The sequence below is a fragment of the Herpetosiphonaceae bacterium genome (assembly GCA_036374795.1).
Classification (GTDB): domain Bacteria; phylum Chloroflexota; class Chloroflexia; order Chloroflexales; family Kallotenuaceae; genus LB3-1.
In genome coordinates, this window is the sequence record DASUTC010000316.1 from 21222 (window position 1) to 44748 (window position 23527).

Genomic DNA, 23527 nt, shown 5'->3' on the forward strand with positions numbered 1-23527 from the left:
ATACGCCCCTACACATCGCCTCCACTCCTACGCTCACATCCCGACGATCAGCCTCAGCGCTATTCCTTCTGCGACAGCGGCAGATAGGTCTGGTACTCGCGCAGGCCATTGAACGCCATGTCTTTGTACGTCGCAAACGAGAGCTTGACCCGGTCGATCGCGCCGCTATTGTCGTACTCAGTCGTGGTTCCGGGCTTCAGCCGCACCACGCCCCAGTTTTCGGGGCCAACTGCCGCTTGATTGGACGGAACGGCAAAATCCTCGTACTTGAACCAGAAGACATTCTCGACAAAGGCGCGGTCACGCCACAGGAACCAGTAGATCGTGCGCATGAACTGGGCCTGACGCTGCTCGTTATCGCCCTCCGGATCGACGGTGATCGGCGCGCCACGATCGCCTACCTCAGTAATCCAGAACTTGTTGGCGGTATCGCCGTTCTGCACCATAATCGCGCGCATCGCGTCCATCCGCGTGGGAACACGGAACAGATCCAGCGAGCCGGTCGGCTCTGGCACCAGGCCGCTGCGCATCTCCATCGGATACGGGTGATAACCCACGCCGTCCAGCGGATAGCTGCCGTAGGTGTTGCGATTACCCTGGAACGCCGAGGTCTTGTACAGCGCATCGAGGTACTGGCGATCGTTCATGCCGCCGGTCCCGCAATCATCGCAGCGGTCGGGGTGCAGGCCGCCGAGGATGATTTTGACATCGTTGCGCCACGGGCCAAGGGAGCCGTCAGGACCGCCAAGCTGCTTGAAGACGCGGTGGAACTTCGTGAGCAGCGTCGCCACCGACACCGGACTCATCCCTTTACCGCCGCCGTTGAGGTAGCGATTTTCTTCGTTGAGCACCTCGTACGCGGCGATGCCCGCGCCGGTGGTTTTGTTATACGGAAAGGCCTTAGCGACCTGGAAGGCGTTGTCGAGCCAGATGTGCATGTACGGATTAACGTAGCGGTAGGCTGGCCCCGCGTCGATGGTCAGCGGATCTTCGATCCGCTCCGGCGGGATATACTCCCCAGAAGGATACTCGTCGCCCGGAAAGCGGATCGGACTACCTTCGGGGCGTTGCCGCACCAGTGGCGTTGCCAGCAGTGCCAAGACTTTGATGCCGTGGCGCGGCGCGACCTCGTTGATAAAGTAGCGATACTTCTCCACGTCGACGCGCCCGGCGTTCGGGCCGGAATCTGCGGCGAAGATTTCGATCCGCGCCCATTTGACACCGGCCTCGGCCAGCTTCAGGCCCATCGCGTCGTAGAACGCGCGGTTAACATCGTTCGGATAGTTTGGATTGGTGTTCCACTCGTAGTGCGGATCGCGAACGACCATGCCCATCATGTTGCCGAGCGGCTGAGCAGGCGGATCTTCAGCGCGCACCGCAGGCGAGGACGCGAGCGACGTGAGCAGAACGATCAGCAGCAAACAAACCAGAAGGCGGCGCATCGTGTATTCCTTTCAGTGCAGAATCATCGTATCAGCGCGGATCAGAAAGACAAGCACGCCGAGATGACGCCTTGCTTATAAACGATGTCAGAGACGGGTGAATGTTGGCGCAGGTAAGAATCGTTTCCTGATCGACGCTGATCGTTTCCACCGTGTGTATAAATGGCGAGCGAGGCTAGAACATCAATGAAAGCGCTAACCCGAAGAGAGTGTACCATTTTATGCACGGGGTGGAGTGCCGAAGGTGACAAAATCTTTACAGGAGATGAAGGAATCAAACCAGATGCGATAGAAACTACTGTAGGGACGATCCGGCATGTCGTCCCTACGAATACCGAAGATCATTAAAAAAAGACGCTACGGCCTCAGCACGATCTTACCGAACTGCTCGCCGCTTTCGAGCGCCCGCTGCGCCTCGCGCATCTGCGACAAGGGCAGGACACGATCCACAACCGGCTGAAGCCGCCGCTCCCAGAAGACCAGCCGCATCACGGTGTTGAACTCGCGGCTGTTCGCCATGGTCGAGCCGATGATCGCGTACTGCTTCCAGAAAAGCTGGCGTAGATCGATCTGCACCTGCGGCCCACTCGTCGCGCCATAGACCACCACACGCCCGCCTTTAACCACCGAGCGCAGCGCGCGCTCCCAGGTTGCCGCGCCGACATTTTCGAGCACCACGTCGACGCCGCGCTTACTGGTGCGCTTCCAAAGCTCCTTAGAAAAATCGGCGTTGGTATCCAGCACCTCATCCGCGCCGAGCTTGAGCGCCTGCTGGCGCTTCGTCTCGTCGCGCGACGCGGCATACACGTACGCGCCCGCGAGCTTCGCGATCTGGATCGCCGCCGTCGCGACGCCGCCGCCCGCGCCCAGGATCAGGATCGATTGCCCCGCACGTAGCTGGCCCTGGCTGATCAATGCACGCCAGGCGGTCATATAGACCAGCGGCGCGGCGGCGGCCTGCTCGAAGGGATAATCGTCGGGGATGCGGAACAGGTTGGCGCTGGGCACGACGATATACTCAGCCGCGCCGCCCCGCAGATGCTCGCCGATGATCCGGTAGCGCCCGCACAGGCTCTCCTCGCCCATGATGCAAAACTCGCACGTGCCGCATGAGAGCGAGGGATTGATCACCACATGCTCGCCTTCGCGCCAGCCCTCCACCGCCACGCCGAGCGCCTCGATCTCACCAGCGATGTCCGAGCTGCCGATGTGCGGAAACTCCAGGTTGATGCCGGGAATGCCCTCACGCACAAAGAGATCGAGATGATTGAGCGCGCACGCGCGCACGCGCACCAGCACCTCGTGTGGGCCGGGCGCTGGCGTCGGCACGTCGGCGTATTCCAGGTTTTCGATCGGGCCATGCTCACGGAAGATCGCAGCTTTCATAATCGTAGCTCCATCGTTATAGCGAGTCGGTTGGTCGGCGTGCCACCAGGCCAGCCAGCGCACGCGGCCTGCCATCCTCTTCGGTCACACCCTCGCGGTATTCGAGCACGTCGAGCGCCGGAAAGAGCCGGGGCAGCTCGCCGGGCTGCAACAGCCGATCGTCGGTGCGCGGCCCGCCCTCGTAGCTGCGCTGCTCGATCGTAAAGGTTTCGTAGATCAGCACGCCGCCCGGCTTGAGGCTTGTCGCCAGCCTGGGACACAGCGCGCGCTCCAGAAAGCGAAAGACGCAGACCAGATCGAAGTGCGCGGGCGGCAGCGGATAGTCCTCAAGATTGGCCGCCAGCAGATCGACCGTCAGCGCGCGCATGCGGGCCTCGGCGCGGGCAAGGTGGAGCGCGACCGGAGAAATATCGACGCCGAGCGCCCGCCAGCCGTACTGCGCCAGCAGCAGCGTATGACGGCCAGCGCCACACGCGACATCGAGCGCGTAGCCGGGAGTCAGGCGCGTCAGCCAGCGCTCAAGCAGCGCCGACGGCCAGCGCGGATAGAACGAATCGCGGTAGCGAGTATCCCAGAACTGCCGGTGCGGATGCGGCGCGAAGCGGGAGTCTGGCGTATCCTGCTCGTGTCGATTCAACGTGCTCATGGCGGCTATTGTATGCGATCCGCGCCATTTCCAGCCAATCATGCGACTCTGCGGAGCGCCGCCGCGATGAAACACCCCAGGCCCTGCCACTTCATGACCTGGGGCGCTTCCCATCGATCGTCGCCGACGCCTACCTGACGTGCATCGGAAGCGTGCGCGAGAGCTTGTTGACCGCGCGGGTCAACTTCTTGCCGGTCGCTGCGGGCGGCGTGACGAACGGCAGCGGCGCTTCGCGCGCAACGCACGAGGTATCGGGGCGCTCGCCCGGCGAGGTCATAAACGCCGCAATCGCGCCCGTCAGGCACGGGCTGCCGATGCTCGGCACATGCCCGCCGCGCGGATAGAAGACGATAAAGCTGTTCGGCAGCGTCGAGGCCGTCGTTTCGGCGTACTCCGGCGACGTGATCGGATCGTTGATACCGCTGATGATCATGATCGGACGATCGCTGGTGATAGCGCGATTCAGTGCCGGATCGGGATCGTTCAGGCCGATACCTTCGCACACATCCAGCATGCCTTCGTTGAAGAAGACCTGGAACGCCAGGGCGCTCGCGCGGCGGTAGCGATGGCGCGCGGATACGAAATCGCCGCGTGACGCGAACGGCGCGTCCTCGTTGCACTGCACAGCCATGAGCATACCCAGCGCCTGCGCGCCGCCGGGCTGCTCCTCTTGCGCGGTCAGCAGCGCGCCCAGGATAATGCCAAGCGGAATGTAGTTGCCTTTGGAAGTCTCGCCGATGAGCAGCGGCATAATCGGGATCGCCCCGGTAGAGTAGAAGAGCTGGAACACGATCGTCGAGAACGTCACACCGCTGACCGGCAGATAGGTCACGATCTGCTGCGTATTCGGATCGATAATCGGCACCTGCGCGGCGCTCGCGTTCAGGCGATCGTAGAGCTGGTCGAATGTTTGCAGCAGGTTGGGATAGGCCCTGTTGCAGGCGGCATCTGCGGCGCACTCGTCAGCGAGCACGTTCAGCGTGCGGTTGTACGAGCCGAAGACCTCGTAGTGGAAGTTGGCCTGCGGCGGGTAGGTCGAGTCGAGCACGACGCTGCGCAGCGTCTCCTGGCGGAACTGGAGCATCGAGAGCGCCAGCCGCGTGCCGTAGGAGCCGCCGAGCACATTCCACGGCCCGTAGCCAAGCGCCAGCCGCAGATCCTCGAAGTCCGCCGCGTTCTCAGCCGAGTTGTAGGCCGAAAGATCGTTGCCGGCGGCGCGCAGCTCCTGGCCGCAACTGACTAGCTGATCGACCTGAAACTGAATGAAGTCAGGCAGATGTGCCCGCTTGAGCTTCGTCGGGAGCGCCTGCCTGCCGATCTGCTGCAGGCCAAGATCGCAGCTGAGATGCGGCTGCGAGAAGCCGGTGCCGCGCTGATCCATCAGGATCAGGTCGCGCTGCGCCAGGATGGGGGCGTACAGCTCCGCCAGAATCGGGGCAAGCACCACGGTTGCGCCGCCGGGACCGCCCTGGAGAAAGAGGAAGGGATCGGGCGCTTTGTTGGGATTGGGCGAGCGCACGATCGCCACCGCCAGCCGAATGGTCTTGCCGGTAAACTGGCTACGCGACTCGGGCACGGTCAGGTAGCCGCAATCGACCTGTACGCCTGGGATGGCTGGAATTGGACAGGGTTCGGGCACAAACGGAACAACTGCCCGGGTGGTCGGCGCTGCCGGGAACAGCACCACGAGCAGAACGCCGATCATCAGCAGCGTACCGAGGCGCGAAAGGTGTGGGCGAGATCTTACTGGCGAGATTAGATGCCGCATACGATCCTCCCGTGTGGTTGGCTCCGGGCACACATCTACTGGAGCCTCATGGCTGTACCGTCGTGTGCCGCGACGGTGGGCCTTGGGGATTGGGCGGTCAAAGCAGCATGCGCAGCAAGATTGGTGATGGAAGCATCTGCCCTGATATGCAGGACGCGGGGTGTTTGTCGCGACCATTCTAGTACAGAATACGCCCGTCAATCAACCCAGATCGGTATTAATTCGGCCACGTACGGTAGCGATAGTGATCCCGCTCGATTTTTTGAATCACCCAATGCCCTGCCTGCACAGGCACGTGTCGCGTGCGCCGATGTTGCAGGACACGTGTGGCACCTATGCGGCATAGCGGCTCAAGCTGGCCTCAGGTCTGACCGATGGAGGATCGGGCGGGGAGAACATTCAAGCGCCGCTGTGGCGCTTGAACAGGATCGACTCGGTTGGCTCAGCAGAGGCTACAAGACAGGCAGTGACGATCGTCTCGCCGCCTGCTGGGGTATGCGTCATCGCGTGGACAAGACCGCAGGCTATGCGCTAGCTTCACCCTCGGCGAACTTATAGCCCATGCCATACACCGTCAAAATATAGGTAGGACGCGCCGGATCAGGCTCGATTTTTTTGCGCACGTTCATGACATGCACATCCACCGTCCGCTCAAGCCCCTCGTAGTCGAAGCCAAACACCCGCTCCAACAGCTCTGTCCGCGAGAACGCTCGGCCAGGCTCCTTGGCTAACGTTTCGAGCAGCTTAAACTCTTTGGGCGTGAGATGCTGGGGAACGCCGCGCACCCGAACCTCATGGCTCGCCACGTCCAGCACCAGATCGCCGAAGCGCATCTCTTGCAGATCCTGCTCGTCGTTGGACCGTCGCAGCACCGCTCGCACTCTGGCGACGACCTCGCGGGGGCTGAATGGCTTGGTGATATAGTCATCAGCGCCCAGCTCAAGGCCCAGCAGCTTATCCGATTCCGTCGTTTTGGCCGTGAGCATGATGATCGGGATTTTCGATTGCGTGCGCAGCATGCGACACACCTCCAGCCCCTCGACCATCGGCAGCATCACGTCCAGCACCACGAGATCGAGATGCTTTTGCCGCACCAGATCCAGCGCCTGTTTGCCATCGTACGCTACCAGCACGCCGTAGCCTGCCTGTTCTAAGTAGAGCCTGATTAAATCTACTGTTTTCGGGTCATCATCTACGACTAAGATCTCTTGTCCCATCGCTATGTGTGCTCCTTTATGCACGTAAAAGTATACCAAACCCCATCCAAAGCTCAATGACAGGGCTGCACCTCCGGTCCTCTATCATCGCGGTTGGCAGACCGGGGCCTGCCTGGGTACCATCGCAGGCCAGCGACCGGCAGGCGCGGCGTCGGGGAATCGCCGCAGCCGCGTCGAGAGCATGGCAGCCCGAAGCGCTGCAAGCAATTCGGCTCGGCAATCGTCACCCGGCAGGCTTGGAATTGCGCGCATGCACCAGGGATGCGGCGGCCAGATCCCACAGGGCATGTCCTACGCTCTTGAAGATGATCGGGCCTGCGGGCGGGCGCGGCTGCGTGAGCGCCTGCTCCAGGGGCGTGACCTGGCTCCAATCGACATGAGCCTGGATCAGATCGCCAGCCTCGGCCTGCGCGCCTTCGAGCGTGTCGACATATACGCGCGCCTGCTGCACCAGCGCCGGGGGCAGCTCGGCCATACTCGGCACATAGGCTCCGACCGCGCAGATCAGCGCATCGGGCCGGACCTGGGCAGGCAGCACCGGGCGGGCGCTGGTAGTAGCGGTGACGATCAGCGTGGCCTCCTTCAGCGCAACCAGCGGATCGGTCACGGCGTGCGCGCTCAACCCACGCTGCTGCGCAGCGTCGGCAAGACGCTCGGCATGGGCAAAGGTCCGCGACGCGATGGAGATCTGCCGCACGCCCAGGCCCTCGGCGAAGGCTTCGAGATGTGCCCGGCCCTGCGTTCCCGCGCCGACGATCAGCAGCGGCCCGTCGGGACGCGGTGCCAGGGTCTGCGCCGCCAGCAGCGAGAGCGCGGCGGTGCGGCGAGCCGTCACGATCTCACCCGGCAACATGTAGAGCCTTCGTCCGGTAGCCGCCTCCAGCACCAGAATATCCGCCTGCACGCTCGGCAACTGCCGCGCTGCGTTGTGCGGATGGACCGTGACCAGCTTGGTGATCGCGAGAGTCGCGGTTGCAGCTGGCATCAGCAGCAGCGTTCCATCGGCGGCCAGCGGCACAGCCATGCGCGGCGGCGCAGTGATCGGCTGGGTCTGCCGGGCGAGCAAGATCTCGCGGATTGCGTGAGCCAGCGCAGGATACGGCAGCAGCGCTTGTGTCTCCGCCTCGTCGAGCGTATGCATGATTGCCTCTCTGCTCAAAGTTCCAAGTTCCAAGTTCCAAGCTCTCCGTTGTTTTTTGTTTGTTCTTTGTTCTCTTGATCCTGGCTCGCTTGTTGCTTGGCCCGGTCTGGCACCCGCATGTATGATTTACGCCACATCGGCACCGATCCTGGTTCCTGGCATCGTGTCCTCTCCCGCGCTGCTGGAATGCGACTCCCTAGCGCATGCACGGACACGATGTGCGGACGCTCCGGGGGTATGATGATGGTAAACCATACACCCGCATGGCACCCGGTTCTTAGCTCGTGGTCCTTGGTTCTTGCGTCCCCCGCTCAGCGGGCTGTTCGCGATACTGGCGCATCTGCTCCTCGATGCCTTCGCGCAGCGCCATGAGCTTCTGGGCGTAGTCGTGCAGAACGCGATCGGCATCCGATTGGGGCTGCCAGGCTGGCACGGCTACCGGCTTGCCGTCCTGGTCCACGGCGACAAAAATAATGATGCAGTGCGTCGTTTTACGCATCTCGCGATCGGTGGGCGCTCCCGCGCTCACGTCCACCGCAATGTGCATGCTGGTGGTGCCGGTGTAGATCAGCCTGGCATGGACCTCAACCAGATCGCCGATGTGGATCGGCTGGTAAAAGCGAATGCCGCCGACGTAGACCGTGACGCAGTAGCGCCCGCTCCAGCCGACGGCGCAGGTATAGCCCGCGTGGTCGATCCACTTCATCACGGTGCCGCCATGAACTTTGCCGCCAAAGTTGACCTCGGTCGGCTCGGCCAGAAAGCGCAGCGTGATGTCGCGGTGAGGATGAGCAGCTTCCATACTTCTTCGTCCTGCTAATCGGTAACAGGATGATTGTACACGAAGCCGAGCGCTAGCCGCTGCCAAGAGCAATGGATTTCAACCGCGTCCGCTCGGTCGCTTCCAGCCGCTCGATCATCAGCGCCCACATCCTAGCTGCGATGCCATCCCAGGTGGCCTGCTCAAGCAGCGGCTCTGCGCGCTGCTGTCGCTCCTGGCGCTCGGCGGGCGACGCGGCCAGCAGCCGCTCGATCGCGGCGATCCAGGCGTCGACGCCATCGGCCACCGTGACGATCCCCTGGTAGGTAGCGACGACATCGGGCACCGAGGTGCTGATCACATCCTTGCCACCGGCCAGGTATTCGAGGGTCTTGGTTGGGCTGATAAACCGAGTGGCCTCGTTGAGCGCAAACGGCATCGTCGCCAGATCAAAGCTTTTCAGGTAGCGGGGCAGGTCGGCGTAGGCTTGCTGGCCCAGGTAGTGCAGATTCGGCGCGACCGGCAGCTCAGCCGGGTCGACTTTCGCCGTGGGGCCGATCAACAGCCAGTGCCACATCGGTCGTCGCTCGGCGATGCTTGCGATCAGCGACCAGTCGATGCGCTCGTCGAGCACGCCGAAGTAGCCGAGGCGGGGCTGCGGTATGGCGGACAGCGCGGGCACGTCAGCCGTAGCCTGCTCCTGGGCCGCGCGGTAATGCTGCACATCGACGCCGCTGGGGAAGCAGTGAACATGCGCATGACACGTCTTGCGCGCCTCGTACATCGAGCGTCCGCCGGTGAAAACGAGATCGACCAGACTCAGCAGCCGCGATTCGTGCAGCCGCATCTCAGGCGTACCGCCCTTGAAGCTGGCGAGATCGTCCATACAGTCGTAGACGGCAAGCTTAATCGAGGGCTGCGCAGCGGCGACCAGATAGTCGGCCAGCGGCGAGAAGACCCACAGGATCGTGTTTGGCCCGGCCAGATCGAGCACGGCTGGCAGCAACGCAACCCACAGCTCTTGATAGCTGTGGCCGGGCGTGTCGATCAGCGCCATCGGAAAGATCGGCTGGAGCACCCGCACACCGGCTGCGCCCGGCTGCGCCCGTAGCTGCGGATGCTCGTACCCGGACATAATCTCCGGCGGATCGACATAGATCACGCGGCAATACTGCGCAAAGCGCGTCGTCAACTGCTGGGGCCGCTGCCACACATGGTCCCACTTCAGGTGTGACAGGCAGAGCAGCGTCAATGGTTGGTCGGACATAGGATGTCTCTTTCTTGTGTTACGGCGCGAGGGCAGCCAGATCGAGCCGATCAGCATGCGCGCAAATGCGGGACTAGCCATAAGCAATTTGCTTGCCGTCAACGACCATGCTTCATCGATGATCAGGAACAGGACATACGCCGTCACGCAGGTGGTCGCAGCTCCGAGCCGCACGATTTCCCGCGAGATAGGGGTAGAGCAGCGCAAGGCCCAGCAGATAGACGCCGAGCGCCGCCAGCGCCGGGCTGACATGCCAGAGATCGGTGTAGCCAACGGTGAGATGAACACCGAGCGCGCCGATAAATCCGGGCAGGCCAGCCAGGCAAAGCGTCCACCAGACCCAGCAGGCACCGCGCCGGATGCCCCACAGCGCCGTGAGCAGCACGGCCAGACCATTGGAGACGAGCGCGCCGCCAAAGCCCGCCCGGTCATGCGCGACGAGCGCCACCAGACGCGGGTTGATTGCGTGCAGCTCAGCCCGCGTTGTCTGGAGGAAGGCAAGATCTTCGGGCACGAAGACGCTCGTCACGCCGATCACCGCGATTGCGCTCCCGGCCAGCACTAGGCCGATCCCCAGACCGACGAACAGCAACTGGCCCCAGAGCGCGGAGCGCCAGGTGACATCGTTGGCGAGATCCGGCTGCGGGATTATGGGAGTAGCGCTGGCAGGCTGGCGCATACCAAGCAGAAAGAGCGGTAGCAGCAGCAGGCTAACGAACGCATGGAGCGGATCGAAGTAGCCAAAGCCCAGAAAAAGGAAGAAGCTGGCGAAGCCGACCGATGCCGACGCCCTGACCGCGCGCTGCGCCCAATGGACGCCGTAGCGCAGCGCGTGAAGCGCCAGCTGGGCGTAGAGCACGCCGATCGAGATCATCGTTCCGGCCAACGTGATGCGATCGTGGGCCATGAAGGGCAGCAGGCGCGGGTTGAGCGCGGCCAGCTCTCGCCGCGATAGTTGGACAAACGCCTCGTCATAGGGCAGCACCACGCGCGTCGCCGCGATCAGCCAGGCCAGGCCGCCGCCGAAGATCATGCCATAGCCCAGAAGCAGAATCGCCAGCCACGGCCTCCATCCCCAACGGCGAACGGGCTGACGTTCCGGCTGATTGGCTTTCTCACGCGCCAGGAGCGCCTCGTTGATCCGCTTGGGCAGCCCAGGCCCGGCGTAGATCAGGCCGCTACAAAGCTGCACCAGCGATGCGCCAGCCGCCAGCAGCGCCAGCGCATCGCCCGGCTCATGCACGCCGCCTGAGCCAATAATCGTGATGCGCTCGCCCCAGCGCGCATGGATCTGCCGCACAAGCTCAAGGCTGGCCCGCGCTGCCGGTCTGCCGATCAGCCGCGTGTGGCGCGAGTCGCGCACACCGCCGCCGATCACCAATCCGCTGATGCCGAGCGGGATCGCCGTATCCAGCAGGTGATCGACGCGCGCGACATGTACGTCGGGCCTCAGGCAGAGCAGCACCGCCTGGGCTGGAGCGATCGTGCGCGCCGCCTGTGCTATCAGGCGCAGATACAACGCCCACTCCCCGGCGGTCCAGCCAGCGTCGCATCCTCCGGCACAGTCGAGGGTAAAAAAGCTGGTGTATGGAGCGAGATCCCGCATCATGGCCGATTGTTCGCGCGCTGCCGACTCAGGATCGGCTGCGGGCCGGTGCGCGAGGCGCACACCGAGCGGCACGGGAAGCGGGGTAATCCTGGCAAGCTGCGCGGTCAGCGCCCGTACTCCATCGTTGACCGGCAGATCGGGATAGCGTAGCGCCTGATGCGCTACGTCGCGCACGATCGGAGCCGTCGCGGCAACCGGCGCTAGCGTAACCGGCCCGACCTCGACAAAGCCCACACCGAAGCGCGCCAGGGCATGACTTGCCATCGCCTGCGGGTCGAGTCCCGCGCCAATGCCGACAGGACTGGCGAAGGTGAGGCACCACGCGCGGCGCTTCAGCGCATCCGCCGAGCGCATATGCCCGGCCAACTCGATGATCCACGGCCCGATCGATCGTGATGCCAGCCAGCCGATCGCGCCCAGCGTGAGATCGCGCGCGCGCTCCGGCGGCAGCCGAAAGAGCGCTGGACGAAAGAGCGGCAGATAGGACCAATCGGGCATGTGGATCACCTCATTCTTGGATGCGTCGATGACAGGTGGCCTTATCTATCAGTATAGAACTCGTGTGAATCGGGCAGCGGCCTTAGGGCGCAGCAGGAAATGCGTATGCTCGACCGAGCCGCAGATGCGCTCTCGACCGGATAGTCCGGCGGATTGTGGTGGAGTATGCTGGGATTCCACCTCCCCAAGCGAAGGAGCATCCCGGTGATCGACGCGGTGATGTCGTCCACGCGCCTGCGCGAACGATCGGCCTACCTCTGCATGATAGCCCGGCAGTGCTGCTGATCGTGAGCAGCGCCGCCTGTGCCGCATTCTTGCGGCAGCCCGAAACACGGCCCCGCCTCGGCCATATCGACGATCTGCGGGTAGGAGAGGTCGTGATGCGCGATCTCCTACTGCCCATCGGCGCGCCACGGCACGCAAAGGCTAAGCTTCAGGCGACGGCCATCAACATACCGCTCTACCTCGTCCGCCTCGCGCCGAGATCGCGGCCTGAGCGCCTGCTTTCAGACCTCCGCTCAGGCGCGACGACCTATCTATCCCAGGTGAGATCGTCGCCGTCGTAGGGCATGTGCGGCAATCGCAGCACGACGGTCGTGCCGACGCCCTCGGTGCTTTCGAGCGTAACCGTCCCGCCGTGCTGCGTCACGATCCACTCGACGGTCGCCAGGCCGATGCCGGTGCCCCTGATGCTGCCGACGTTCCCGGCGCGGTAGAAGCGCTGGAAAATACGCGGCAGATCGGCGGCGGGAATGCCGATGCCCTGATCCTGCACGCGGATCGTGGCCCATGTGCCGGATGTGTCGCTCTCGGCTGCTACCGTGATATGGATCTCGCCGCCAGCCGGACTATATTTGATCGCGTTGGTCAGCAGATTGATCAAGGCTCGCTCCACGCGCACGACATCGTAGAGGCCGATCAGCTCCGGCAGCTCGGACTGGACGTGCAGGCGATGGCGGCGCGCGCTCTCCTGCTGCTCATCCGCCGCGCGCCGCACCAGCCGCACCAGATCGGTCGGCTCGTGAGGGAGCGCGAGCTTCTGGCCCGCCTGAAGATGTGTCACCTCTACCAGCTCGTCGAGCAGATAGACCATCCGCTGGATCGCGCTATCGATCTTGGTGAACATATCGCCGAGCGTCTCTTTGTCCGGCATCGTCGAAGCCTGAACGCGCCGCTGGAGCAGATGGGTAAAGCCCTTGACCACGCCGAGCGGCGTTCTAAAGTCATGCGAAACCATCGCCAGCATCTCGTCGCGGGCCTGGATCGCCTGCCGCGCCACCTGATACAGCCGGGCGTTGTCCACGGCCAGCGCCGCACGCTGCGCAAGATCCTGCGCGACGATCAGGTCATAGCCCGCGTAGGGGTAGTCAGCATGGGTTGAGATCAGGGTAATCACGCCGACGGTATGCTCGCGCGCGACCATCGGGATGACCCAGCCGGATTGGAGGTTGAGCGCGTGGGCGACGCGCAGGTACTCGCTGTGCTGCGTCGCGCCCGTCGATCGATCGTCGGCCGCTGCTGGGATCAGCCGCGCCTGTCCTGTGCGGGTGGCCTCGGCCAGCGGGCGGGGCATGTCGTGCAAGGACGAGTACTGAAGCAGCTCGGCGATCAGCGCCTCTGTCGGCGCGTCCAGAGCGGTCGCCGCCACCCGGCGACGGCTGCCGTCCTCCTCGATAATATCGATCACACAGCCATCGGCCAGCAGCGGCACCGCCAGCCGCGCGACGCTCTGCAAGCTCGTCTCGGCGTCGAACGAGTCGACCAGCACGCGGCTGACCTGCGCCAGGAAGTGCTGAATCTCCGCCTGATGCTGCGCTTCCCGCGTCGCGCTCCGCAGCTCGATCTCGGCGACGACCGACGCCGCCAGCTCGTTCAAGATCTCGACCTCGTCTGTGGTCCAGTCGCGCGGCTGCGAGTCGATCACACAGAAGGAGCCGAGCGCCTGGCCGTCGGCTGTCACCAGCGGAATGCCCGCGTAGGCCACAACATTCAGGTCGGGGATCGCAAGATTGGTGCTGACCAGCGGATGCATGCGCGCATCGCCGATCACCAGCGGCTCCGCCGTGGCGATCGTGTGCTGGCAGAACGAGTGCGATAAGGGTGTTTCGCGCCGTGAGGCCCACGGCTCCGGCAGGCCGATGCAGCTTTTGAAAAACTGGCGATTCTCATCGACGAGCGAGACGAGCGCTGTGGGCGCGTCGAGTATCCTTGTCGCCAGGCGCGTCAGGCGATCGAAGGCAGCCTCGGCAGGGCTGTCCAGCAGCGCTGTCCGGCGGAGGGCGGCCAGTCTGGCCGCGTTGCGGACGATGTCCTGTGCGGTGGTGTCGATGGGGGGAGGTAGCTCTGGTAGTTCATCCATCCCGATGTTCTCACGGCAGAAAGCAGGTCGGCGACCTCACGTTGGGGGAGCAGCGGGCAACATGCGGCGGATGCACCCGTTAAGATGGTATACAATGGCATCGCATTGCATTGTAGCACATCACGGCTCACGGTGATCGTCAGGGATTCGAGTTCCACGTTTTGAGTTCTTGGCTCTTGTCCTTGTTCGCTTGTTCGCTGGTCCCTTTGTTCTTGGTGCGCCGGGTGCCAGACCCAAAGGGTACCCCGGCATGGCACTCGGTTCTTGGTGCTTCGTTCATGGTACAATCCCAGCCTATCGCAGGTCCGGCACCGCCACGACCTGCCGGGGCCACACCATGCTTCCGTGGTATTGCATGATTTGGACACGCCGCATATGAACACCAACGACCAGCTTCGCTTCACGCCTGACCTGCTGGCACGCCCCACGCACGGGCCGCTGGATGTTGTCACCAGGCTCAGACACTTTGCGATCCTGACCTACACCGTCGAGCCGCAGGCGCTAGCGCGACAGCTTCATCCGCGCTTCGAGCCTGATTGCATCCGGCTCGCCGATGGACGCGAGCGGGCGCTCGTCTCGGTTGTGCCGTTTCAGGACGAGGATTTTCATTTTGTTGGCCTGCCGCTCCTGCGCTTCTGCTTCGGGCAGACCAACTACCGCGCCTACGTTCGGGATCGTCTGACGGGCGAGCGCGCTGTCTGGTTTTTCGGCACGGCGCTCGATTCGGCGAGCGTGCTGATCCCGCGCTACCTGTGGAAGCTTCCCTGGCACCGGGGCCGCATCCGCTTCGACTGTCGCTTCGATGCCAGCAGGGGCGCGTACGCCGCGTACCGCATGCAGACCGAGAGCGCCTGGGCACCGGCGGATCTTGAGGTTGAAGATACGGGAGAGCGCATCACCACGCTGGACGGCTTCGACGACCTGGAGCGCGGTATGGTCCTGCTGACGCATCCACTGCGTGGATTTTTTTACCGGCGCGACGGCGCGCTCGGCAGCTACTCGATCTGGCACGATCGGCTGGCTCCAACCCGTGGCAGATGCAGGCATGCCCGCTTTCCGCTGCTGGATCGCCTGGGTCTGGTCAGCCTCGCCGACCAGGTGTATCCGCACAGTGTCTTGCTTCAGCAGGAAACCGAGTTTAGCATCTACCTGCCGCCCAGGAAAGTGCGCCTGTAACCTGAGCCAGCCGCGCTACTGGCTGATTGTTAAGATGAAATTGACCAATCCGACGATCGTTGTATATCATCGCTTCGACGTGCCAGCGCGCCGCACAGGTGGCGCGCGTCAAGCCAAAGGAGGCGCCGATGTCCCCGAAACAGGATCGTCAACGAAGCGGCCCTACCCCCCGCCGAAAGACCATGCTCAGCCTCGCCGCGCTGCTGCTCACGATGGGCATGCTCCTGCAACCACGTCTGCCAGCAGTGACAGCCCAGAGCGTCACGCCGATCTACAAAGATCCGAGCGCGCCGATCCCCGATCGGGTGGCCGATCTGCTGACGCGCATGACGCTCGACGAAAAGATCGGCCAGATGACGCAGGTCGATCGCGGCTCGCTGGCGACCGAGGCGGATATTGCGACGTACTACCTTGGCTCGATCCTCAGCGGCGGCGGCTCAGCGCCCACGCCCAACACGCCCACCGCCTGGGCCGACATGTACGATCGCTACCAGGGCATCGCGCTCTCGACCCGGCTGGGCATTCCGATCATCTACGGCATCGACGCGGTCCACGGGCATAACAACGTCTATGGCGCGACGATCTTCCCGCACAATATCGGCCTGGGCGCAACCCGCAATCCCGCGCTGATCCAGCAGATCGGGCGGGCGACCGCCGAGGAGGTGGCGGGCACCGGCATCGACTGGACCTTCGCGCCGTGTCTGTGTGTGGCGCGCAACGAGCGCTGGGGCCGCACCTACGAGAGCTATGGCGAAGATCCTGAGATCGCCAGCGCCATGACGACGATCGTAACGGGGCTTCAGGGGACTAGCCTGAGCGGCCCGGCGTCGATCCTCGCGACCGCCAAGCATTGGGTTGGCGATGGCGGCACGACCGGCGGCGATGATCAGGGCAATACCCAGATCAGCGAAGCCGAGCTACGTCGCCTGCATGTTGTGCCCTACGTCGACGCGATCCAGAAGGGCGTCGGCTCGGTGATGATCTCCTACAGCAGTTGGAACGGGCAAAAGCTGCACGGCCACCGGTACCTGATCACCGACGTGCTCAAGGGCGAGCTTGGCTTCAGCGGCTTTGTCGTCTCCGACTGGGCCGGGATCGATCAGTTGCCGGGCGACTATCCCAGCGATGTGCGGACCGCGATCAACGCCGGGATCGATATGGTGATGGTGCCGCACAACTATACGCTCTTCACCAGCACGCTGCGCAACGAGATCAACGCCGGCAGCATTCCGCAGGCGCGCATCGACGACGCGGTTCGCCGGATTCTGACCAAGAAATTCGAGCTTGGCCTCTTCGAGCGGCCCTACACCGACCGCGCCTACACCGCGACGATCGGCTCGGCGGCTCACCGCGCCATCGCCCGCGACGCCGTCCGGCAATCACTGGTGCTTTTGAAGAACACCAACAATATTTTGCCGCTTGCCAAGAACGCCCGGATCTTCGTCGCGGGCAAGAACGCCGACGACATCGGCAACCAGAGCGGCGGCTGGACGATCTCCTGGCAGGGCAGCAGCGGCGCGATCACGCCCGGCACCACGATCCTGCAAGGCATCCGCAATACGGTCGCGCCCGGCACGACTGTCACCTACAGCAAGAGCGGGCGCGGCGCGGCGGGCCATGATGTCGCGGTTGTGGTGATCGGCGAGAAGCCCTACGCCGAGGGCCAGGGCGATAAGCCGTCGTATCTGGGCCTCGACCAGGAAGACAAGAATACGCTCACGACGGTCAAGCGCACAGGCGTGCCGATGGTCGTTGTGCTCGTCTCCGGCAGGCCGATGATCGTCACCAATGAGCTGCCCGACTGGCGCGGTCTGATCGCCGCGTGGCTGCCCGGCACCGAGGGTCAGGGCGTTGCCGATGTGCTCTTTGGCGATTACAAGCCCACGGGCAAGCTGCCGCACTCCTGGCCTCGCGCCGAAACGCAGATCCCGATCAACACCGGCGACACGCCCTACGATCCGCTCTTCCCGTACGGCTTTGGGCTGACCTATCCGTAGCGCCTTCTACACACTGCGATCACACAAACAGGACGGGAGCGCTTCCCGTCCTGTTGATTCAGAGGCCATCAATAACTTTAGGATGCTCCCTACTTCAGGACGATCTCGACTTCCGAAGGATGATCGCTCATGATGACCGGATAGGTCCCTTGGCTGCTGAAGATCGTCCGATCGTCGGCACGAATCTCGGCCTGGATTACATACTCGCCGCTTGGGCTGATGGTTGCGGGATCGCACTCGATCGTGAAGGGAATCGGCGCGAGACCAATCGGCGCGATCGTCTGCTCCGCAACCAGGATCGGCTCTCCATCTCCGAGGAGGTACCGTAGATCATAAAGCTGCACCGCAAGCATGGCGTCGGGCGGGAGTTTCGGGTCGCCGGGATAGGTGACAACGCCCGTCACCGCCGGGATCGTCTCAGGCCGCTCAAGCGTAACCTCAACACTAGCGGGAGCGCCCTGTGTGATCACCGGATGCAGCTCGGTGGTAAAGAAGAGCAGCCTGCCGCCCGCGCGGATCTCGGCATAGAGCGTGTAGGTTTCGTCCGCCCGTACCGCCGCCGGGTCATATTCGACCAAGAAGGGAATCGGCTCTGCTGGAACCGGGCGCAGCTCAAAACGACTCAGCTCCACCTCTCGATCCAGATTTGCTACTTGAGCCGCGCCGATCAGCCGCATCGTGAGAGCGGCATCGGGCGGGAGCGGGCTGTCGCCGGGATAGGTGAGCGTGCCTGTCACCGTGCCAATCGCATCGGGAGCCTTCAGCGCCATCTCGACCGTGCTGGGAGCGCCCTGCGTGATCACGTCGTGAGTCTCGCTGCGCCATGCCAGCCTGCCGGGAGCATGCATCAGCGCTCGAATGGTATAGATTCCGTCCGGGCCGATCGTCGCGGGATCGTACGCGAGCTCAAAGCCGACCGGAGAAGGCGGAATGGAGGTGATCGCTTGCTCCTCGATGACACGCTCGTGTCCAAAATCTGAGATAACCGTCGAGAACCGAATCGTGAGGGTCGCGCCGGGCGGAAGTTTTCGGTCCATCGGATAGGTCATTGAGCCGCTGACCTTGCCGCTGGCTCTGACCTGCGATGCGGGCGTTGGCTGTGGTGCCGCCGTCGTCGTAGCGGTATGGCCGGGCGGCGCAACTGTTGGCACACGTGTAGCACCTGGCGCTGCTGTTGGTGTGTCGACGCTGGCTGGAGTAGACACGATGGTTGAGGTGGCGGTCGATGAGCGAGTAGGTGTTTGAGTAGCGGGGAGCCGTGCCACGGTCGAGGCCGCGCCTGGTGGACTTTCACAGCCGACCAGAGCGCCCGCCAGGATGAGCATACACAAGAAGCGATGGTTCATGATCTCCTCCTGAGCTGGTGGAAGACTACCAGCGATCGTATCAATGGGCCGGGCAGCCCTCAATGCATTGGGTGTGATGGAACTGTAGCAGATAGCGAGAAGAAGCGTGATAGAACCGTGACACAAAACGTGCATGCAGAGCGTCGCAAGCTCAGCGCATGCCATCCTCAGCCGCGCTCCGGGGCAAGATAGCCGTCGAGCATGGCCGCGAACGCCTCGAATGAACAGCTCGGCGTTCCAGCCGCAGGATCGCGCCACCTCAATGTTATCCGGCCCATCGGCCAACAGCAACACCTCATTGCCGCTCGCGATCGGCGCGGCGCTGCTGGGCGTCGGCATGGCGCTTGTGGTCAGCCGCGCGCTGGCCGTATCGTCGCCAGGAGGCAGCGATGCGTAGCTTTCACTTCTGGATCATTTGCGGTACACTACTTGGCGTGGTGCTGGTAGGCCGTGCCTCGGCCCACGAGGAGCAGCCGCTGCGGACGATCGACGTGCGCAGCGGGCAATATCCGCTAACCATCAACTATTACAACGCGCCGCGCGGCGGTGAGGCGCTCGTGTTCAGCATTGCGCCGCAGGAAACAGCAGCCGACGCGATCAGCTATCAGGTCACGGCAGTGCCGGGAGCAACCGTCGACGCGGTGCCGGTCAGGGCTACCCTGGAGCCCGATCCCGACCGTCCCAGCGGCGTGAGCGGCAGGGTCGACCTGCCCGTAACCGGACAGTGGCTGCTGAGCGTTCAAGTTAATGGGCCGTAAGGCTCAAGCTATGAGGATGTGCCGGTGCTGGCAGGACCGCCGCCGACGATGCCGCTGTGGCTCGGCTGGCTGATCGGCCTGGTGCCCGTCTGGGCAATTCTGGGATATATCGGCTGGCGGGCCTGGGCCAGCGCCCGCGTGCGGCGTCATATTCCGGCAACACGATAAGCCAAAGGAGGTACCGTGGAAGAGCAACGCGACGAGACTGTATTTCCCGATATTCTTGCCGCTCTCGATCTGCCACGAGTGCCTCAGCAGACTCGCAGCCGCCAAAAACGCGACGCGCTTCTGGCGGCTGCCGCGCGCCTGTTCGAGGAGCGCGGCTACGATGCGACCACTGCGGACGACATCGCCGACGCCGCCGGCGTGAGCATTGGCACCTTCTACAGCTACTTCCGCAATAAGCGCCAGGTCTTTCTGACGCTGTATGCCGCGTCGGTCGAGGATTTTCTGGCGCTGCGCATCACCGAGATCGACTTCTCGACGCATCCGCTTCAGGCGATTCGCGAAACCGTCCGCCGCGCACTTCAGCGCGATCAGCTCTTCTACGGCCTGCGCCGGGCCTGGTCCGAGCTGCTGCCGCGCGATCCTGAGATCGCCGGATATAACGAGCAGATGAATCGGCTGGTCTGCCAGCAGATGATCGTCGCGGCGCACAAGATCGTCGCGCAGGGATTGACCTGGCCCGATCTGGACATCGAGCCGACCTGCTGGGCGATCACGCTTTTGCTCGATCAGGTCTGGCATACGCTGCCGGGGCCGAAAGAGGCGTCGGAGGCGGAGATCGACCGGCAGCAGGAGGCGCTGGTGCAGGTGATCTACCACGCGCTGTTTCGCACGCCCTAGAACTGAACAAAAGAACAAAAGAACAAAGGCTTGATTTCCTTGTTCCCTTGTTCGCTTGTTGCCTTATTCCCTGCTCCCCGCCCTCTTTTGATGACTCTTGTCACCGGACGCGCAACGCAATTTAGGGTACGATGTAGTTAATCGCTACAACACCTTATGATTGGAATGCTACCGATGACAACATCGACCATGATGCAGGGCAAGCTGGTAATGGTGACAGGCGCGACCGACGGAATCGGGAAGGAAACGGCGCGAGCGCTGGCTCAGATGGGCGCACAGGTGATCGTCGTGGGGCGCAATCCCGCCAAGATTGAGGCGACGATCGATGAGATCCAGGCGCAGAGCGGCAACCGGCAGATCGACGGCCTCCGGGCCGATTTCGCCGCGCTGGACGAGGTGCGCGCGCTGGCGGCGGCGTTCATGCAGCGCTACGATCGCCTGGACGTGCTGGTCAATAACGCGGGCGGGTTCTTCAACACCTACAAGGAAACCGCCGACGGCTTCGAGCAGAGCTTTGGCATCAATCATCTGGCACCGTTTCTGCTGACACATCTGCTGCTCGATGCGCTCAAGACCGGCGCGCATCGCAGCGGATCGGCCCGGATCGTCAACGTCTCGTCGGCGGCGCACATGCTGGGCAAGATGAACTTCGACGATCTTCAGGGCCGCAAGCGCTTCAGCGGCATGCGCGCCTACGCTCAGTCGAAGCTTGCCAATCTGCTGTTTACCTACGAGCTGGCGCGTCGGATGCGCGGTCGCGGCATCACATCCAACGCGCTGCATCCGGGCGCTGTCGCCTCCAACTTCGCGCGCAATCAGCCGGGGTGGGGAGCGGCATTCTTCAAGCTGGCGCTGCGCTTCGGTCTAACGCCCGTCCAGGGTGCGCAGACCTCGATCTACCTGGCCTCGTCGCCCAAGATGGAGGGCATCACCGGCAACTACTACGTCAAATGCAAGGCCGTGCGCTCGTCGCCCGCCTCGTACGACACCGCTGCCGCCGCGCGGCTGTGGCAGATCAGCGAAGATCTGGCGGGCGTCGAATCGTCCAGCACCGCCACGGCCACCAGCGCAGCGCATGTGTAGGGCGCGAATGTTTCCCAGGCATGCGCCTTGATCGGCACCAGGAGTGCATAGCATGACCCAGCAACGATCATTACTCGCAATCTTCGCCCACCCCGACGACGAAGCCTTTGGCTCGGGCGGCACGCTGGCCTATTACGCCCGCCAGGGCGCCCGCGTGACGCTGGTCTGTGCCACGCGCGGCGAGGTCGGCGAGATCTCCGATCCGGCGCTTGCCAACCCCGAAACGCTCGGCGCGGTGCGTGAGATGGAGCTGCGCAGCGCGGCTCTGGCGCTTGGCATCGACGACGTGCGCTTTCTGGATCATCGCGACTCGGGCATGGCCGGGACGGCTGACAACAACGATCCGCGCGCCTTTGTCAACGTGCCCGCCGAAACCGTCGTCGAGCAGGTGGTCCAGATTATGCGGCAGGTCCAGCCGCAGGTGGTGATCACCTTCGATCCGCGCGGCGGCTACGGACATCCCGATCATATCGCGATCCACCAGCATACCGTCGCGGCGTTTCATATCGCCGCAGATACCGCGCGCTACCCTGGACCGGCGTGGCAGCCCGCGCGGCTGTTTTACACCGTGATTCCACGCGGGGCGTTTCGCGTCATGCGCCAGCAGCTTGCGGCGGCTGGGATCGACACCAGCCAGTTCGATCGCTTCGAGGAGAGCGGCATGGGCTGGCCCGACGATCAGATCCACGCGGTGCTCGACGTGTCGGAGACAGTGGCGGCGAAGTGGGACGCGCTGCACGCGCATCGGACGCAGTTCGGCCCTGAGAATTTCTTTCGACAGATGCCGGAGCAGATCGTGCAGCAGCTTCTCAGCCTTGAGCATTTCGCGCTGGCCTGGCCGCCGCCCTCGGACGATCTCACGCTGCCGGATCTGTTCGCCGGTCTGTGAGGACGGCGATCGACGATCGATCGGGGCACGCTCTGGCGTGCCCTTTGTGCTGTTGGCGTGATCGATGCCCATGAGTCCGGTGTCTTGGTTGTGGTGGCCTGCCCTCCGATAAAGTTTCGTGCCGCAATCGCCAAGGTGCCTGATGTAGCACCAGATGAAGAAGATCATCTGTAACAAGCAATGTTTTGCGCTACCATAGCAAAAGCGTAAAATATTGCATCCGACAAACTACTCCCTATCGATAGTCATCCGCCCGCAAACCGCCTCATCAGCTCGTACATTCATCGTTCGGCCTGTTTATCGAGCAGCGCCCGCTCGACCTTCGATCTTCTTCAGCACGCCCCTCAGCAATCACCCTGCGTCGATCCTTCGTTTGAGCCATTTTGCGGAAGCAGCGGTACGTTAAAAGGCTGATGCGCAGCGCTGCCTACAGGAGCACCATACATCTCGTCGATTCAGCACCAGCGCCGACTGGACAGTACGGGCTGTTTACAGAGGATACCATGCAAGATATTCATCAGGGATTCCGCACCGTCGACCAGACCACCGATGTCGATTTTCTCTTCCGCTTCCTGGATGTCGCGGACGCCACCGAGTCCGTCCGTGGGTACCGTCAGCGGATGCTCGACCTGACTCCGACCGCGCCTGGGCAGCGCATCCTCGATGTTGGCTGCGGGATTGGGACCGTCGCGATGCAGCTCGCGGAGGCCGTCGGCTCGTCCGGCCAGGTCGTCGGCGTCGACAAAAACGAGGTCTTCATTCGCGAGGCGCAGCGCCGGGCGGTAGAGCGCAGCCTGCCGGTCGCGTTTCAGGTCGGCGATGCGGCGCGGCTGGAGCTTCCCGATCAGAGCTTTGATGTCGTCCGCACCGAGCGAACGCTGATGTATCTGGACCAGCCAGAGCGTGCGCTGGACGAGATGATGCGCGTGCTGCGGCCAGGCGGCCAGATCGTCATCTTCGAGTTCGACTATGACGGAACGATGATCGACGCGCCGAATCGGGAGCTGACGCGCCGGATCGTGCGGATCATCAGCGACTCCGTGGCAAGCAGCTCGATCGGGCGGCAGGCGCAGCGCCTCTTCAAGGAGCGCGGCTTGCAGGAGGTCACGGTCATTCCGCAACTGCTGACTTCCAACTTTGCCGGCTACAAGATGGTCTTCGGCGGCACGCTGGAGCAGGCGGTGCAGACCGGCCAGCTCGACGCGGCGGAGCTTGCCGACTGGTGGAGCTCGCTGGAGCAGGCCGAGCAGGCCGGGCATTTCTTCGTCGGCCTGCTTGGCTTCGTCGTGTATGGGCACAAGCCGGACACCACCGTCTAACCCTGTGCGAGAGCGTCAGG

General features: G+C 63.4%; 21 protein-coding genes. 10 read left to right on the forward strand and 11 right to left on the reverse strand.

Features of this window, described 5'->3' with window-relative positions:
- Window positions 1-59 precede the first annotated feature (59 nt).
- The 9 genes from VFZ66_24585 to VFZ66_24625 form a co-directional block, all read right to left on the reverse strand.
- Window positions 60-1442, reverse strand: a complete 1383-nt coding sequence (locus VFZ66_24585; GenBank protein ID HEX6292386.1) for a hypothetical protein — start codon at window positions 1440-1442, stop codon at window positions 60-62.
- Window positions 1443-1799: 357 nt separating this feature from the next.
- Entirely contained in the window at window positions 1800-2828 is a 1029-nt protein-coding gene (locus tag VFZ66_24590) for a zinc-binding dehydrogenase (protein HEX6292387.1), read from the reverse strand.
- Between the two features lie 16 nt (window positions 2829-2844).
- A complete protein-coding gene (locus VFZ66_24595; GenBank protein HEX6292388.1) occupies window positions 2845-3474 on the reverse strand; it encodes a class I SAM-dependent methyltransferase in 630 nt (209 codons plus the stop codon).
- Window positions 3475-3604: 130 nt separating this feature from the next.
- Entirely contained in the window at window positions 3605-5242 is a 1638-nt protein-coding gene (locus VFZ66_24600) for an alpha/beta fold hydrolase (protein ID HEX6292389.1), read from the reverse strand.
- A 524-nt stretch (window positions 5243-5766) separates the two neighbouring features.
- Window positions 5767-6459, reverse strand: a complete 693-nt coding sequence (locus VFZ66_24605; protein HEX6292390.1) for a response regulator transcription factor — start codon at window positions 6457-6459, stop codon at window positions 5767-5769.
- Window positions 6460-6682: 223 nt separating this feature from the next.
- Window positions 6683-7600 (reverse strand): delta(1)-pyrroline-2-carboxylate reductase family protein, encoded by a 918-nt coding sequence (locus VFZ66_24610; GenBank protein ID HEX6292391.1) that lies wholly within the window; start codon window positions 7598-7600, stop codon window positions 6683-6685.
- Between the two features lie 277 nt (window positions 7601-7877).
- Complete coding sequence (locus VFZ66_24615) at window positions 7878-8402, reverse strand: acyl-CoA thioesterase (GenBank protein ID HEX6292392.1); 525 nt, start codon at window positions 8400-8402, stop codon at window positions 7878-7880.
- A 52-nt stretch (window positions 8403-8454) separates the two neighbouring features.
- Window positions 8455-9627: a glycosyltransferase gene (locus tag VFZ66_24620; GenBank protein ID HEX6292393.1), complete on the reverse strand. Its 1173-nt coding sequence runs from the start codon at window positions 9625-9627 to the stop codon at window positions 8455-8457.
- A gap of 112 nt (window positions 9628-9739) precedes the next feature.
- Window positions 9740-11734, reverse strand: coding sequence for a hypothetical protein (locus VFZ66_24625; protein ID HEX6292394.1), 1995 nt, complete (start codon window positions 11732-11734; stop codon window positions 9740-9742).
- 158 nt (window positions 11735-11892) lie between these two features.
- Between VFZ66_24625 and VFZ66_24630 the strand changes: the two genes are divergently transcribed.
- Window positions 11893-12300, forward strand: a complete 408-nt coding sequence (locus tag VFZ66_24630) for a hypothetical protein (GenBank protein HEX6292395.1) — start codon at window positions 11893-11895, stop codon at window positions 12298-12300.
- Here VFZ66_24630 and VFZ66_24635 read toward each other — a convergent pair.
- Window positions 12267-14093 carry a GAF domain-containing sensor histidine kinase gene (locus VFZ66_24635; GenBank protein ID HEX6292396.1) on the reverse strand — a complete coding sequence of 609 codons (1827 nt, stop codon included), beginning with the start codon at window positions 14091-14093 and terminating at the stop codon, window positions 12267-12269. The two genes, VFZ66_24630 and VFZ66_24635, sit on opposite strands and share 34 nt — an antisense overlap.
- Window positions 14094-14468: 375 nt before the next feature.
- Between VFZ66_24635 and VFZ66_24640 the strand changes: the two genes are divergently transcribed.
- Window positions 14469-15269, forward strand: a complete 801-nt coding sequence (locus VFZ66_24640; protein HEX6292397.1) for a DUF2071 domain-containing protein — start codon at window positions 14469-14471, stop codon at window positions 15267-15269.
- A 128-nt stretch (window positions 15270-15397) separates the two neighbouring features.
- Window positions 15398-17266, forward strand: coding sequence for a glycoside hydrolase family 3 N-terminal domain-containing protein (locus VFZ66_24645; GenBank protein HEX6292398.1), 1869 nt, complete (start codon window positions 15398-15400; stop codon window positions 17264-17266).
- 89 nt (window positions 17267-17355) lie between these two features.
- Here VFZ66_24645 and VFZ66_24650 read toward each other — a convergent pair whose 3' ends face one another.
- On the reverse strand, window positions 17356-18417 hold the full coding sequence (locus VFZ66_24650; GenBank protein ID HEX6292399.1) for a YbaY family lipoprotein: 1062 nt from the start codon (window positions 18415-18417) through the stop codon (window positions 17356-17358).
- 457 nt (window positions 18418-18874) lie between these two features.
- Here VFZ66_24650 and VFZ66_24655 point away from each other — a divergent pair, with 457 nt between their 5' ends.
- The 7 genes from VFZ66_24655 to VFZ66_24685 all read left to right on the forward strand — a co-directional run bounded on the left by VFZ66_24655 (window position 18875) and on the right by VFZ66_24685 (window position 23507).
- Window positions 18875-19009, forward strand: coding sequence for a hypothetical protein (locus VFZ66_24655; GenBank protein ID HEX6292400.1), 135 nt, complete (start codon window positions 18875-18877; stop codon window positions 19007-19009).
- The gene (locus VFZ66_24660; GenBank protein ID HEX6292401.1) at window positions 19002-19370 is read left to right on the forward strand and encodes a hypothetical protein; all 369 of its coding nucleotides are present in this window, start codon (window positions 19002-19004) and stop codon (window positions 19368-19370) included. Before VFZ66_24655 ends, VFZ66_24660 begins: the two co-directional genes overlap by 8 nt.
- Window positions 19371-19394: 24 nt before the next feature.
- Window positions 19395-19538 carry a hypothetical protein gene (locus VFZ66_24665; GenBank protein ID HEX6292402.1) on the forward strand — a complete coding sequence of 48 codons (144 nt, stop codon included), beginning with the start codon at window positions 19395-19397 and terminating at the stop codon, window positions 19536-19538.
- A 15-nt stretch (window positions 19539-19553) separates the two neighbouring features.
- Window positions 19554-20216, forward strand: coding sequence for a TetR/AcrR family transcriptional regulator (locus VFZ66_24670; protein HEX6292403.1), 663 nt, complete (start codon window positions 19554-19556; stop codon window positions 20214-20216).
- Between the two features lie 174 nt (window positions 20217-20390).
- A complete protein-coding gene (locus tag VFZ66_24675) occupies window positions 20391-21299 on the forward strand; it encodes an SDR family oxidoreductase (protein HEX6292404.1) in 909 nt (302 codons plus the stop codon).
- A gap of 52 nt (window positions 21300-21351) precedes the next feature.
- Window positions 21352-22188, forward strand: a complete 837-nt coding sequence (locus VFZ66_24680; protein ID HEX6292405.1) for a PIG-L family deacetylase — start codon at window positions 21352-21354, stop codon at window positions 22186-22188.
- 503 nt (window positions 22189-22691) lie between these two features.
- A complete protein-coding gene (locus tag VFZ66_24685) occupies window positions 22692-23507 on the forward strand; it encodes a methyltransferase domain-containing protein (protein HEX6292406.1) in 816 nt (271 codons plus the stop codon).
- Window positions 23508-23527 lie beyond the last annotated feature (20 nt).

Excerpts from the sequence above, each read along its gene's own strand:
- VFZ66_24605 (HEX6292390.1), bottom strand. The coding sequence starts at position 6,459 with ATGGGACAAGAGATCTTAGTCGTAGATGATGACCCGAAAACAGTAGAT.
- VFZ66_24595 (HEX6292388.1), bottom strand. The coding sequence starts at position 3,474 with ATGAGCACGTTGAATCGACACGAGCAGGATACGCCAGACTCCCGCTTC.
- VFZ66_24600 (HEX6292389.1), bottom strand. The coding sequence starts at position 5,242 with ATGCGGCATCTAATCTCGCCAGTAAGATCTCGCCCACACCTTTCGCGC.
- VFZ66_24660 (HEX6292401.1), top strand. The coding sequence starts at position 19,002 with ATGCGTAGCTTTCACTTCTGGATCATTTGCGGTACACTACTTGGCGTG.
- VFZ66_24640 (HEX6292397.1), top strand. The coding sequence starts at position 14,469 with ATGAACACCAACGACCAGCTTCGCTTCACGCCTGACCTGCTGGCACGC.
- VFZ66_24620 (HEX6292393.1), bottom strand. The coding sequence starts at position 9,627 with ATGTCCGACCAACCATTGACGCTGCTCTGCCTGTCACACCTGAAGTGG.
- VFZ66_24610 (HEX6292391.1), bottom strand. The coding sequence starts at position 7,600 with ATGCATACGCTCGACGAGGCGGAGACACAAGCGCTGCTGCCGTATCCT.
- VFZ66_24585 (HEX6292386.1), bottom strand. The coding sequence starts at position 1,442 with ATGCGCCGCCTTCTGGTTTGTTTGCTGCTGATCGTTCTGCTCACGTCG.
- VFZ66_24685 (HEX6292406.1), top strand. The coding sequence starts at position 22,692 with ATGCAAGATATTCATCAGGGATTCCGCACCGTCGACCAGACCACCGAT.
- VFZ66_24655 (HEX6292400.1), top strand. The coding sequence starts at position 18,875 with ATGTTATCCGGCCCATCGGCCAACAGCAACACCTCATTGCCGCTCGCG.
- VFZ66_24675 (HEX6292404.1), top strand. The coding sequence starts at position 20,391 with ATGACAACATCGACCATGATGCAGGGCAAGCTGGTAATGGTGACAGGC.
- VFZ66_24680 (HEX6292405.1), top strand. The coding sequence starts at position 21,352 with ATGACCCAGCAACGATCATTACTCGCAATCTTCGCCCACCCCGACGAC.
- VFZ66_24590 (HEX6292387.1), bottom strand. The coding sequence starts at position 2,828 with ATGAAAGCTGCGATCTTCCGTGAGCATGGCCCGATCGAAAACCTGGAA.
- VFZ66_24645 (HEX6292398.1), top strand. The coding sequence starts at position 15,398 with ATGTCCCCGAAACAGGATCGTCAACGAAGCGGCCCTACCCCCCGCCGA.
- VFZ66_24635 (HEX6292396.1), bottom strand. The coding sequence starts at position 14,093 with ATGGATGAACTACCAGAGCTACCTCCCCCCATCGACACCACCGCACAG.
- VFZ66_24615 (HEX6292392.1), bottom strand. The coding sequence starts at position 8,402 with ATGGAAGCTGCTCATCCTCACCGCGACATCACGCTGCGCTTTCTGGCC.
- VFZ66_24625 (HEX6292394.1), bottom strand. The coding sequence starts at position 11,734 with ATGCCCGATTGGTCCTATCTGCCGCTCTTTCGTCCAGCGCTCTTTCGG.